Origin of the sequence: Neolewinella aurantiaca (assembly GCF_008014675.1) — a bacterium.
Lineage (GTDB): Bacteria > Bacteroidota > Bacteroidia > Chitinophagales > Saprospiraceae > Neolewinella > Neolewinella aurantiaca.
The window spans coordinates 1-12,955 of sequence record NZ_VOXD01000003.1; the positions used below are offsets into that span (position 1 = coordinate 1).

Here is a 12,955-nt window from a genome sequence, read left to right on the forward strand (position 1 = left end):
AAGTGGATGGTGAACCAAACAAGCGTTTCTTGGGTCAGGAATCTGATCGACTCCAGGTAATGGATCAAGGGGGAGATTGGTCGTTTCCTTATTTTGCATGACTCAATAACGGAAAACAATCCCGGCTAGATTAATTTTATAGTATGCGTTAGCCCTGCCCCCGGCCCCTCTCCTCGGGAGAGGGGAGACGTGACAAGCGGCAAGTTCGTGATAGTAGTGCATCTCGTGATACAGACTCTGGTTTGCGCCCTTCCGGTTTTCAGTTTCCTGGTTCCTACCTTTCGCCCATGGAACTTACTATCCTTCATGCCGGCAAAGGCTACGTGGTAATCGATAAACCCGCCGGAATAGCGGTGGAAAGAAACTTCAACAACGATACCGTAGAGGCGCGGGCGCTGGTGCAGTGGCGAAGACCAGGGAGCACGAAACCTCCCTACGTGGGCATCGTTCACCGGCTCGACCGGCCGGTTTCCGGCTGCCTTATCGTGGCGAAGAACATTTCTACCCTCCGGTTGCTCAACAAAGCATTCGAGGAAAAGAAGGTGGACAAAACCTACCTCGCCCGTACTGCTACGCCTTTACCTGCCGAAAAGGGAAGCCTGAAACATTACCTCGCCCGCGACCACAAAGGGCGTAAAGCCGTTGCCTCGAAGCGGCCGGTTGCGGGGGCAAAAGAATCTTTGCTCCATTACAAACTCGTGGGAAGAGTAGAAGAGGATTACCTCTACGAGATCACGCCCATCACCGGCCGCTTTCACCAGATCCGGGTACAGCTCGCCACCGCAGGTGCGCCGATCATCGGTGATGTCACCTACGGCTCGGAACGGATTTATTTGCCGGAGTGCATTTGCCTGCGGGCGGTGCGGCTCGGGTTTGCGGACCCGCATACGGGAGAGCGAACAGAAGTGAGTGCTCCTGCAATAGACTGGGCTACAACCCCGAAATAAAAGGTCGGGAGGTTATTCTTTCCGCCGCTTCCGGTACCCAACCGCACCCCGCCAAACCATGAAGGAAAACAGCGCAACCCCGATGGCGAGGTACAGGTAGTTCAGTGATCCCATCTTCCCGAAGACGGCGAGAAACGGAACGCTGACCAGGAAGAAAGTCGGAACCTCGTTCCACAGGCGAAGTTGCCAATCCGACCACGGCCGCGCTCCGGCGGCCATCGGCAGCATGAGGACCTTTTTTGTGTACAACTGATACACAACCAACAGCACCACGAAGAGCAGTTTTACGTGCAACCAGCCCGGAGAGCCGCTCTGCAAATAGGCAGGGTTGAACCCAATCATCGTTAACCCCGCCAGCCAGGTTATCATCATCGCCGGGTTGACAATAATGTTGTACACCCGGGCCGCCGTAGCGGAGTACTCTTCGTGCAGGATTTCTTTTTTCAGACGGTTACGGGTGGCTGCGGCACCATCTGCGGCAACGGGCTCGATGTTCTCAGTGTCAGCGTGGTTGACGAGTACGCGCCCGAGGTAAAATAACCCGGCAAACCAGGACACGAAGCCCACTACGTGCAGGGCCTTGGCGATGAGGATGATGTTGGTAATCATGAGGCGAAGGTAGTGCGATGAAAGATAGCTAGTGTTACCTCAGCGTAAAAGACCCAAAGGGTTGCCCCGGCCCCGCGTCACCCGGCCGCCTCCGCCTCCGGCGGAGAGCGGGGAAAAGCGACCTTTGGTCGCATCATGCTATGTTGGCTGATCCTGAGTGATGTAACTGCCCGTACGCCCTCAACCCTCTTCCGGAGGAGCGGACTTCGAAAAACGCACCTTGCACCTGCGTGCCCGCCAGAAGGTACCCGACGAACGACAGGAGAAGCCGTGAGCGCGCCCAAACTGACCTTTCGACCTCGAATTTGTCGGAACGAAGGCGCCGAAATACTAACAGATTAAGGCCCCAATGGGCTACCTTCGCCTCCTTAAACTGATTTTCACAGAAAAAACAAGCGGTGCCTCAAACAGCCGAAGTCCTATTTAATTTCGAATTCCGAAACGGTATTTTTCTGCCCAAAGCCCTCATTGCGGGCCGGAATACCGCCGGCCGGTTAGTAAAGGTTCAGCAGGCAGCTCAGGCCTCAGGCCTGGGGATTTACAACATCGAGAAAACGCCCGCGCTCGAGCGCGCACTCACCCTTGCGGAAAGCCTGCGGGAAAAGAACATCGCCGAGGCGCACCGGAAGGGAGCCAAAAAAGTGCCCACCCTGCCGGGCTTGCTCTCCGATAAGAATAAAGACCGGGCGGCGGTCATACGTTACGTTCACCACCGCTCTGCAGAGATTCTGGAACTCTGCCGGGCCAACGGCTACGCCGTTGCCATTGGCCTGCCGCCCCGCAAAGAACCGCACGACTACCTGGTGCCGTTCGCTACGCACTGCCCGGAACCGATGCTCAAATTCATTGTCGACGAAGACGGCATCAATTACCAGTTCCGCATCATCGATCAGAACGGAAAGACCTCCCCGTTGCGATTCCACGACATCCGCGTGATCACCAACCACCCGACGCCGGGCTGGCTGAGTCTGGACAAAGAACTGGTTCAGATCGGTGAACTCAACGGCGACCAGATCAAGCCTTTTCTTACCCGGGATGGGGTGCAGGTCCCGCCGGAGAAGATGGAAAAATACTGGCGGGAATTTGTTGTCCGCCTGGCTGAACGCAACAGCATCGTCGCCGAAGGCTTTCAGTACGACGAGATTCATGCTCCCGACAAACTGCGCCTGGCCGCCCGGCCTCACCCGTTCGAAGAAAAGTATTATCTCTACCCCGAATTCGTGTACGGACGCAAATCTTTCCCGCTCGGCGATCCGCGACTCACGACCGTAGACCACAACATCAAGCCACCTTTCCGGCTTACGCGCATTGTACGCGACCAGGAAGCAGAGGCCGAATTGTTGCGGCCATTGCTTGAACTGGGCTTGGTCCGGATTCCTGGCAACAACGCCCTGAAAACACCCGCCGATGGCCACTTCGAGGCCCTCCGCTGGTTGTTGCAGCGCGAAGGAGAACTGAGCGCAGCGGGCATCGAGATAGTTCCGCCGGAGGAGGCCGGTAACCGCTTCAGCGTTCATGAAGGAACGGTGAGCCTGGAAATTGCGGAGGACAACGACTGGCTCGACCTGAAAGGGACCGTCGTCGTCGGGCCCCACGAGATTCCCTTCTCTAAACTGGTGCGTTTCATCCAGCGCGAAGAGCGCAAGTTCCCGCTGCCGGATGGCGATATTTTCCTGATTCCGGAGGAGTGGTTCGCGAAGTACCGGCCGGGGCTTCAGTTCGCAAAGGTGGAAGGCAAAAAGGTAAAGATGGCCCGCTCTCAGGCCCCGCTGCTGGCTCCTATGGGACTCGAAGTCGGGGACGCTGGCCACGCCGATGCCATGGCAAAAGCTTTTCAGCCAAGCCCTAAACTCAAGGCAACCCTGCGCCCTTACCAGCTCGAAGGAGCGCGCTGGCTGGTTCGCCATTACCACGAACTTTTGGGAGCTTGCCTCGCCGACGATATGGGCCTGGGTAAGACCCTGCAGACGATCTCCGTTCTCCTGTACGCAAAGGAGCGCCTGGGCGCGGCCGCAGGTGCAGAGGGAGGATTGAAGAGCAATGAACCCGCACCGCAACTCGACCTGTTCGCCGCGCCTGCCGCCGACGAAGAATTCCTGCAGCCGCTCAAAGCACTGGTGGTGCTTCCAAGCTCACTCGTCTTCAACTGGCGCAACGAACTTGATCGCTTCGCTCCCAGCTTGACGGTAGAAACACACACCGGGCAAAGCCGGACCAAAGACCCCCGCATCCTGCGTCGCTTCGATGTACTGCTGACGACCTACCAAACTGCACTGCGCGATCAATCCATCCTCGAACAGATCGAGTGGGAATACATCGTCCTCGACGAAAGCCAACAAATCAAAAACCGCCAGAGTAAGGTCTTCAAGGCCCTCAACGAACTCAACGCAAAGCACCGTGTCAGCCTGTCCGGTACGCCGATCGAAAACTCTCTGTCTGATCTCTGGAGTCAGATGCAGTTCATCAACCCCGGCCTGCTGCGCAACTTCGCCTTTTTCAAGAAAGCTTTCATTACGCCCATCGAGGTTCACGATGACGAGAAGAAGAAAGAGCAGCTCCGTAAGCTGGTTACCCCGCACCTGCTGCGAAGAACCAAAGAACAGGTTGCACCCGACCTGCCGGATCTTGACGTCCAGGTCTTCTACTGCGATATGACGAAGGCGCAGCGCAAAGCCTACGAACTCGAAAAATCTGCCGCCCGCAACGCCCTGCTTGGCAGCTTTTCTCCGAATGACGGTCAGTACAAGCTCCGGGTGGTACAAACTCTTACCCGCCTCCGGCAGCTGGCCAACCATCCGGTTATGATGGATGAGCACTACGACAAAGACTCCGGAAAATTCAGCGAAGTCTACGAACAGTGGGATACCGTTCGCCGGGCGGGCCACAAAGTGCTCATCTTCTCCAGCATGGTGAAGCACCTCGAGCTCTTCCGCGAAAAACTCCTTGCGGCCAACGAGCCGCACGCCTGGATTACCGGATCGGTCAACGCCAAAACCCGGGCCCATGAAGTTAAGCGCTTCCAGGAAGACCCCTCGGTGCAAACCTTCTTCATCTCCATCAAAGCGGGCGGTACCGGCCTGAACCTCACTGCGGCCGACTACGTCTTCATCCTCGATCCGTGGTGGAACCCGACCATCGAAGACCAGGCCATCGCCCGCGCCCACCGGATCGGGCGCACCGGGAACGTCTTTGCCCGTAAATTCCTGAGTAAGGATACGATCGAGGAGAAAATCAACAAACTGCAGCAACGCAAAAAACAGTTGGCCGAGGACATCATCGGTGCCGGCGGCGGGCTCGACTTCGATAAGGCGGAGCTGGAATACCTGCTTGATTAGCCCGGCCGGAGCATGTGCGCGCCTGAGAGACTGGTTGGTAGTTAGTTATTTCTGTGGGGTTGTGGTACCCGTGGATGACGGCAGCAAGTCGGGCCGCGAAGCACGCAGAGCTTCCAGTTTTGGCGCAATGAACCGTACACAAAACGGCCGTTCTGGGTCCGTCCGGTAATAATCCTGATGCTCCGGCAGGGAAGGTCTGAAGTCAACGAAAGGGTAGACCCCGGTGATCAGTGGCTCCGTAAAATTTACTGACAACTGGGTCAGAACCGCTTTAAACCGTAGTTCATCTTCAGGGGAGAAAGCATAAACAGCCGAACGGTAACGGTGGCGCAGCCCGTGATCTTTGGTTGCGGAATGCGTTTCCAGATGGACACCGATCAGGTCCTCGGCAGAAACTCGTTTTGGGTCGTAATGCACGATCACTGCTTCCGAAAAAGCATCGTGGGGCGGGGGAGCGGACACCCAGCCCTGCTCCACCCGTACCACGCCACGCAAAGACACAAAGACGCCTTCGGTACACCAGTGGCATCCGCCACCCAGGGCTATTTTTTGCAAATTATCGGACAATGTCTCGGTAGGTTAGCTCCCCAGGATTCCGGCAATTCGATCTTTTAGGTCGGTAATCGCGACTGGCTCGTAGCTGAGCTGAGCGGGCACGTTGGTGGCTTTGTCGACAAAGCGATGCGCCATAACCAGTTTGCCTTCCATTACCTGATAGGCGATTACGTGGTAGCCTACGCCCGCCGGGATGCCACGGCGCTGCCAAACCCCCTCCTCGAGGCCGGGCTGGTAGGCGATTACGGAACGCCGATCGGTAGGGATCAGTACGACCGTGGCATCGCGGGTGCTGTTTTCCACCCGGGCGAACAGCTGAATGTTCCCTTGTTCGTTGGGGTAAATGTCTACGTTCGTCCAGCCCAGTTGATTGACGCTGAAGAAGTAACGGGATATGTTGCTTTGCTGGCCGGTCAGGTCGTTGAGGCCCGCCAGCTGTTCTCCCAGAGCGGCTGTGCGTGCGGCACGGGCGGCCATGTACTTCTCGCGGCGGGCGGCTTCTTCGGCCCGCAGGCGGCGCATCTCGACGGACATGAGGCTTTCTTTCTTGGCGTCGAAGCGATCTTGCCAGTCTTTTGCTGCTGCAGCATATTCTGCCTTAAGTGCCTCGTTGCGGGCGGGAAGCCCTTCGTGATAAGCTACCGCGCGGTCGTAACGTTCCTGATGGCGCTCATAAGCTGCAGTGGCTTTACGGCGCAGTTCGGCGGTCTTTTCGTCCCGCTTAGCTTTGGATTCGAATACGCCGCCCAGTCCTTTGGGCTCATAGACAATTTCCTCCAGTACCGGAGGGACTGGCTTACGGGAGAGAAAATTATGGTCAACCTTGCCGAGTGTGGGCTTTTGGGGTTCCGGGTTGGCTTGCCGCCAGGCGTACATTCTACTCCCAATATTTTCTTCGGCTACGAGGCGGTAGGTGATCAGTTCGGGAAGAGGCGGCAGGGAGCGGAACAGCGCTTCGGCGGAATTGGCGACACCTCCGGTGGTGATGGCCCAGTCGGTGGGCGTGCCGTTTTCGTCGTGGTTGGCGCCGGAGAAGATGCGCATTTGCTCGTTGAAGTCGTCCGTTGGGGTGGCGGCGGTGATGGAGGCACCGGTCCGGAGGGAGAGCGGAGTTCCTTCGGCATCCTTTGCGGTGAGGCTGATCATGCCTCCTGTAACGAGACGCTTACCTGCGGCGGTTGTAGTGAGTCCGGCGATGAGCATATCGGAGAGGTCGTAAGCTTCGATGAGCTCTACGGAGACGGGGCCGGTGGCCGGCGTCCCGTCGGGGTAAATGAGAGAGTTGGCCTCGATCAGAAAAGCGCCGCCTTTATTGCCGGAGATCGCCTGCCGAACCGTTGGGTTGGCGATAGTGATCGTTTGCAGTTGCTCGGCGCGGGCTGTTTTAATGGCAGCGTCGGCGCTTTCCCAGCGGGTAACGGTAGCAACCAGGTCTACGCGGCGGTCATTGCTGCGCTCGGTGTCGTCGGTGGTGTTTTGGCGGGCGCGTTGTTCGCCGTAGCTGAGTACTTCTACGGCAGAAGAGACTACGTTTCGGCTGGCCAGGGCCTCGGCGATGGCGTTGGCGCGGCGTTCGGCAAGGGCCTTATTGAAGGCCTCGGTCCCTTTTTCGTCGGTGAAGGCCTCGATCTTCAGACTGTAGTCGGCATAGCTGCTCAGGGTATTGGCAAAGGCAACGAGCTTTTCGGTTTGCTCAGCATTGGGTTCGTGAGCAGCAGAAGAGAAGTATACGGATTCCGTCAGGCGGAGATTTTCGCCCTGGGCGCTTGCGCAGGTGCAAAGAAGGGTGAGAAGGCAAAGAGTATACAGGTATCTCATGAAGGTGTGGGTTGTGGGTATAGTCTTAAAGGTAAGGAAGTTGTACATAGTTGCAACCTCAGTACAGTTAATCGGGTGGTGTTGTCTCCTATTGCTCCGGATGCAGATTTTAACAACTTTTGGTTGAGAGGGGGGATTGGCTTATTGATTGTGCGGTTCCGGTTACTTCGCTTCGCTTTCGATCAATTCCGCCATTTTGCGCTTCAATTCGGTGACTGAGACCGGTTTGTAGTCTACCTCTTGTAATTCGTTGTTTGCTTCTGAGACGAACTTATGGGCCAGAACCATCTTCCCCTCGAGTACCTCAAAAGCAATGATGTGGTAGTTGAGTGCTTCGGGGATGCCCTGGTTGCGCCAGATGCCGTTTTTCTTCCGGTTGTAAGCGATGACCGACCGGCGACCTACGGGAAGTAGCATCACTTTCGCGGAAGGGCTGCTGTAGTTGATCCGAACTGCAACCGGTGCTAAATTGGTCTCGCCGGTGAACATGTCACAATTGGCCCAGCCGAGCTGGTTAACCGTGAAAACGTATCGCTCAACCGCCCATGACTTACCGGACAAATCCTCTGCTGCGGATATTTCTGCCTCCATACCTTCGATCGCTCTCTGCTTTATCTCTTCGGCTGCTTTTAGTTTCCCGATGCGGACCAGTCTGTCGGCTTCAGATAACAGATAATCATGACGGGTAAGGCCAGCCAGTGCCATTTGCTTTCTTTGGGTTGCTTCTTCACGCCAAACCAGCATATCCTCTTCGTACTGCTTCCGCAGACGATCGTTTCTGACCGGAATCTGTGCTTTGTGGGCTGATGAACGTTCGTGCCGTTCAAGTTTGCGGGTATAAACTTTTAGTGCCCGCTGACGACGCTGGGTCGTTATATTTTGCCTTTGCTTTTTCGACATGAACAATTTTTCCGAGCCCACCGGTTGGTAAACGATAGCGTTGGTGTCTACCGGGTCGGGCCTGGGCGGTACGTGGTAGGTAGCGAAGTTGATGTAGGCTGGAGTATCTGGTCCCGGATAGGTGTAGAGCCAGTCGTAAAAATCCAGACAGGGTTTAGGGCGCATATCTGGTACCAAGTCACAGCCTCCCCTTCTGGCCAAAGAAAAGTCAATGAATCTATCCAGTAATATTCCCATTTTTTCGAGATATTCTTCGAAGGTCAGAATCTCCGAACTGGGTTTCTTCGGGAGGGAAACTGACCCGGCGGTCAGTTCCCAATTGGTCGGGACCCCGTCTGGGTTGAGGTCGGTGCCGGTGAAAATCTTCATATCCGGATTGAAATAATCGGTGGGGATAGACGCAGAGATTTCTGCACCAGGTTTCAGTTGCAGAGGATGCCCCTCCGCGTCGGTCGCGGTTAGGTTGATCATGCCGCCCGTTTCGAGGCGTTGCCCACCGGAGGTGGTGGTGAGGCCAGCCAGGAGAATATCGGTGAGCTCGTAGGCTTCGGCGAGCTCAATACTGACCGGACCTACGGCGGGGCTACCGTCTTCCCGGACCAGAGTGTTGGGAGCTATCTCAAAAAGACCTCCCTTTTTGCCTTCGATGGACTGGGGCAGGGTAGGGTTCAGGTTTGCTACGACTTGTTTGGGGTTAGTACTGGCGATAGCTTCCCCGATGTTGCGCCAGCGAACGACGGTTGCGACTAAGTCGACACGGCGGTCTTTTTTGCGCTCGGTATCGGTCGCCGTGTTTTGGCGAGCGCGTTGTTCGCCGTAGGAGGAAATGGCTGTTGTAGCTGGCACCACATTGACTTGGGCGAGGGCGCGGGTGCAATGTAAGGCTCTTCGTTGAGCGAGCTCTTCGTTGTAGGCATCCGTTCCTTGTTCATCGGTGAAGGCCTCAACGCTAAGGCTATAGGAGGCGTAACCTTTCAGTTCGTTCGCGAATGTTTTCAGTTTGTCCATTTCGGCAGGGCCGGGCACGTCGAGGGCTGAGGCGAAATAGATGGACTGGGTTAAGTACAGCGTGTCGGTATGGGCTTTTGCAGCGAAGGAGAAAGACAAAAGTAGGATCGAATAGTAGAATGCTTTCATATCAGGCGGAATAATGGGATTTCGGAAAACGGTGTATTTCACTCAGCGTTCTGGCTGTTAATATCTTGCCCGGGCACCAGACTTTAACGGCTCCGGGCGTTGCCTTTTCCAGAAACGTTCCCTGCACCCGCGGCCGCGCCTACCTAAAAAGTGCCTGCTGGAAAGTTTAACTACGTTTGTAGTATGAAGTTTCATCCCGAAAAGCTAACTTGCGCCCATGTCAGACCCGAACGAATTTAATCCTAACGACGAAACACCTCCGGTGCTTGGTAGTTGGCGTCGAATCTATGCCGTGGTGCTCGTGCTCCACGTTGTGCTCATCATTTTATTTTATCTTTTTAGTAACGCTTACGCATGAGCACAATTGACTGGCTGGTAATGACCGGCACCCTCGCTGCAATCGTCATTTATGGCGTAATGAAAACACGTTCGGTAAACAACGTCAAAAGTTACCTGATGGGCGACCGCGACCTGAAGTGGTGGACCATCGGCCTCTCGGTGATGGCTACTCAGGCGAGCGCGATCACTTTTCTGAGTACGCCCGGGCAGGCGTACGAAAGCGGACTCGGTTTTGCACAGTTTTACTTTGGCCTGCCGGTGGCAATGGTCATTTTGTGTGTGTTTGTGCTGCCGATCTATTATCGTTTACAGGTCTATACCGCTTACGAATATTTGGAAAGCCGCTTCGACGTGCGGGTCCGAACCATGACTGCGCTGCTTTTCCTCATGCAACGCGGGCTGGCCGCAGGAATCACTATTTATGCACCGGCCATTATTCTGTCCAGTATTTTGGGGTGGTCTTTGGGGCTGACCATCTTTCTGATTGGTATTGTCGTGATCTTTTACACGGTAATGGGAGGGACTAAGGCTGTTTCGGTTACGCAGAAACAGCAGATGATCGTAATCCTGCTGGGGATGGTTGCTGCCGGTTTTGTCGTGGTGAACCGTTTGCCCGAAGGGGTAGGGCTGAGCGATGCCCTCAACGTGGCCGGGTCACTGGGGAAACTCGAAGTGATCGACTTCAAATTCGACCTCAACGACCGGTACAATATCTGGTCGGCAATGCTGGGTGGAACCTTCCTTTTTCTGAGTTATTTCGGCACCGATCAGAGCCAGGTGCAGCGCTATCTCTCGGGCAAAAGCCTTACCGAGAGCAGGCTCGGGCTGCTGTTCAACGGCATATTTAAGGTGCCGATGCAGTTTCTGGTACTCTTCGTGGGTATCATGGTTTTTGTCTTCTTCCTTTTCGCTACGCCGCCGGTTCACTTCAATACCGCCAACCTCGAGAAGGTCCGCAATTCGGAGTATGCCACGGAGCTCACTGCGCTGGAAGAAGAATACAACCAGTTAAGTTCGGCCACTTCCGAGGCTTCTACCGCGCTGGTGGAAGCACTGAGGTCGAATGATGAGGTACAGTCCGATGAGGCGAAACTAGCCCTCGCTGATGCTGTCTTTAACCGCAATCAGATTGCGGGAGAGGTGGACGCGCTGATTAAAAGCGTCGACGTTGAGGCGATCACAGAAGACCGTGATTATGTCTTCATCACCTTCATCATCAATTATCTGCCCATCGGGCTGGTAGGGTTGCTCCTGGCGGTCATCTTCTCGGCGGCGATGTCGAGCACCAGCTCGGAGCTTAATGCTCTGGCTACCACAACCCTTGTGGACATCTACCGGCGCAGCCTGGTGAAGGAGAAATCTGACGAGCATTACCTGAAGGCCAGCAAAATGCTGACGATTATGTGGGGCTGTGTCGCGCTCAGCTTCGCTGCGGTAGCCAACCTGTTCGATAACCTGATTCAGGCGGTCAACATCATTGGGTCGCTCTTTTACGGTGTTATTCTGGGCGTGTTCGTGGTCGCTTTCTTTTTCAAGAAGATCGGTAGTAAGTCAGTCCTCAGTGGCGCTCTGATCGCCGAAACTTTTGTGGTGTTGACCTTCATTGCCACTTACCTCGAGATGTTTGAGCTCGCTTACCTGTGGCTCAACCTGATCGGATGCGTACTCACGGTTGTACTGGCCTGGTTTTTCTCTTCAGGCAGTAAAGCGGTGAAGCGGGCAATGGGATCTGGTGCTTCCTGAAGCTCCTCCGAATGATTCGCATAGTGTTTGCTCGTATGCAGTAGTATTCGCCTCGCATTGAAACTTTCGTTTGCCGGCGAAGGCTGTAAGGGTACTCTTACCCTGGCGAAAGGACTCCCGGACCAGGAGCAGGCACTGCTCTAAAAGAAAATTGCAGTATTCGGATCGTTGGCGATCTGAATACTGCAATCTGGTGCTCTGTCAATGTTCAATTTTCGGGTTGGGTGCTGGTAGGTTTTGGTGGCTGGCAAGGCGCTTAAACCGGAGCTTAGCCGTAGCTGAGTGAGAATTCGAGTAACGTAGCCAGCCGCCAAAAGACACCGCAGCTAACCCGAAAATCTGAGCTTGACAGAGCACCAGTTTTTAAGGGCTTATGCTTTTGAGGTTATCAACCAACTACTTCGAGGCCGGGAACGAGGTAGCGCATCAGGTAAACCAGGGCTACACTGATCAGAAGGCCGAAGGAAACCTTAGCGAGGTCTTTGCCTACATCTTTAAAAGCTGCGTTGAGGTTGAGTCGACCGGGGATGGTTTCCATGTACGCTATGAAAGCACGGCCGATCATAGCGGAAGCCATGGCAGGGATGATCCAGTTGATGTCGGTTGCCTGATCTCTGAGGTAGACCACGTACCCGATCAGGAGCAGGATAACCACATTGAGCGCGATGCCTGCGTAGTGCCACATCGGTGCTTTCTTGATGTCGCTGGGCTCTTTGATCAGCTCAATGGTGTAACGGATCGCAATTTCCCGACCAGCCAGCAGCCCGAGGAATACCCAGGTTGTAGACATTGGAACATTACTGAATTCTTTGAAGAACAGTAAAAGTACACCGTATACGAAGTCGACGATTGTAGCCGAACGAATATCAGTTGTGTTCGTCTTTTCTTTAACGATTTTCTGGATCTTACCACCTTTGCTGTAGAAGATGAAAGCCAGCATCGCCAGCAGAATGCCGAGGGAAAGGACGAGCTCAAACCCGGTCAGTGCCCGGGGGAGATAGACGTAGATATTGGCAAAGTCCTGAATCAGCCACTGCCCCCAGAGGAAGCCCGTGGAACACCACTGAAGAATTGACCAATTGCGCTTTTGGCTTCCGGTAATTTTGTTGTCGATAAACCGCTTGTCCAGCAGTTTGGTAACGAGTTGCCATACAATGATGGCCACACAGAAGGCGAGGGCATAACCGAGAACTGACTTTTCGGTCATGTCCCATAGTCCTTTGGGCTTAAAGAAGGTCAGTACAAGAAAACTCGTGCTTACCGGAATTCCCGTACGGGTAAGCAACATGAGCACCAGCGGTGGTAGTAAATAAGGCCAGGACATGTTTTCTACGAAAGCGTACTTCTCGAGTCGACCGTAGCTGACGTCACCGGTGTAACTGAACCAGCCGTATACGAGTGTCAATGCGAGGATAGAGCCGGAAAAGCCCCACAATACGTACCAGGGCTTGTCTTCGTTGGAAGCCAAAAAAGTACCCAGGGTCTGAATCGAATCATTGCCTACAACGGCATAGCCGGCAAGGATAAAGCCGATCCACATGATAATAAGAGTGGGGTCCATTGTTAATCCGA

At 54.9% G+C, this 12,955-nt stretch carries 7 protein-coding genes and 1 pseudogene; 3 read left to right on the forward strand and 5 right to left on the reverse strand.

The annotated features are described in order from the left end of the window. Nucleotides 1–287 precede the first annotated feature (287 nt). Nucleotides 288–947: an RluA family pseudouridine synthase gene (locus FUA23_RS02310; protein ID WP_147929103.1), complete on the forward strand. Its 660-nt coding sequence runs from the start codon at nt 288–290 to the stop codon at nt 945–947. Between the two features lie 12 nt (nt 948–959). On the opposite strand, the gene FUA23_RS02315 is transcribed toward FUA23_RS02310, so the two are convergent. Continuing rightward, nucleotides 960–1,556: a CopD family protein gene (locus FUA23_RS02315; RefSeq protein WP_147929104.1), complete on the reverse strand. Its 597-nt coding sequence runs from the start codon at nt 1,554–1,556 to the stop codon at nt 960–962. A 398-nt stretch (nt 1,557–1,954) separates the two neighbouring features. Between FUA23_RS02315 and FUA23_RS02320 the strand changes: the two genes are divergently transcribed. After that, nucleotides 1,955–4,891 carry a DEAD/DEAH box helicase gene (locus FUA23_RS02320; RefSeq protein ID WP_147929105.1) on the forward strand — a complete coding sequence of 979 codons (2,937 nt, stop codon included), beginning with the start codon at nt 1,955–1,957 and terminating at the stop codon, nt 4,889–4,891. Between the two features lie 45 nt (nt 4,892–4,936). Here the strand turns inward: FUA23_RS02320 and FUA23_RS02325 are convergent, their stop codons facing one another. The 3 genes from FUA23_RS02325 to FUA23_RS02335 all read right to left on the reverse strand — a co-directional run bounded on the left by FUA23_RS02325 (nt 4,937) and on the right by FUA23_RS02335 (nt 9,301). After that, nucleotides 4,937–5,458: a peptide-methionine (S)-S-oxide reductase gene (locus tag FUA23_RS02325; RefSeq protein ID WP_147929106.1), complete on the reverse strand. Its 522-nt coding sequence runs from the start codon at nt 5,456–5,458 to the stop codon at nt 4,937–4,939. A 12-nt stretch (nt 5,459–5,470) separates the two neighbouring features. Next, complete coding sequence (locus FUA23_RS02330; protein ID WP_187270855.1) at nt 5,471–7,264, reverse strand: OmpA family protein; 1,794 nt, start codon at nt 7,262–7,264, stop codon at nt 5,471–5,473. 162 nt (nt 7,265–7,426) lie between these two features. After that, the gene (locus FUA23_RS02335; protein WP_147929108.1) at nt 7,427–9,301 is read right to left on the reverse strand and encodes an OmpA family protein; all 1,875 of its coding nucleotides are present in this window, start codon (nt 9,299–9,301) and stop codon (nt 7,427–7,429) included. Between the two features lie 354 nt (nt 9,302–9,655). On the opposite strand from FUA23_RS02335, the gene FUA23_RS02340 reads away from it, so the two are divergent. Next, nucleotides 9,656–11,383, forward strand: a complete 1,728-nt coding sequence (locus FUA23_RS02340) for a sodium:solute symporter (RefSeq protein ID WP_147929109.1) — start codon at nt 9,656–9,658, stop codon at nt 11,381–11,383. A 646-nt stretch (nt 11,384–12,029) separates the two neighbouring features. Here the strand turns inward: FUA23_RS02340 and FUA23_RS02345 are convergent. Next, nucleotides 12,030–12,944: pseudogene (locus tag FUA23_RS02345) on the reverse strand (hypothetical protein); the annotation flags it as partial. Nucleotides 12,945–12,955: the final 11 nt, after the last annotated feature.

Excerpts from the sequence above, each read along its gene's own strand:
- FUA23_RS02310 (WP_147929103.1), top strand. The coding sequence starts at position 288 with ATGGAACTTACTATCCTTCATGCCGGCAAAGGCTACGTGGTAATCGAT.
- FUA23_RS02315 (WP_147929104.1), bottom strand. The coding sequence starts at position 1,556 with ATGATTACCAACATCATCCTCATCGCCAAGGCCCTGCACGTAGTGGGC.
- FUA23_RS02330 (WP_187270855.1), bottom strand. The coding sequence starts at position 7,264 with ATGAGATACCTGTATACTCTTTGCCTTCTCACCCTTCTTTGCACCTGC.
- FUA23_RS02335 (WP_147929108.1), bottom strand. The coding sequence starts at position 9,301 with ATGAAAGCATTCTACTATTCGATCCTACTTTTGTCTTTCTCCTTCGCT.
- FUA23_RS02340 (WP_147929109.1), top strand. The coding sequence starts at position 9,656 with ATGAGCACAATTGACTGGCTGGTAATGACCGGCACCCTCGCTGCAATC.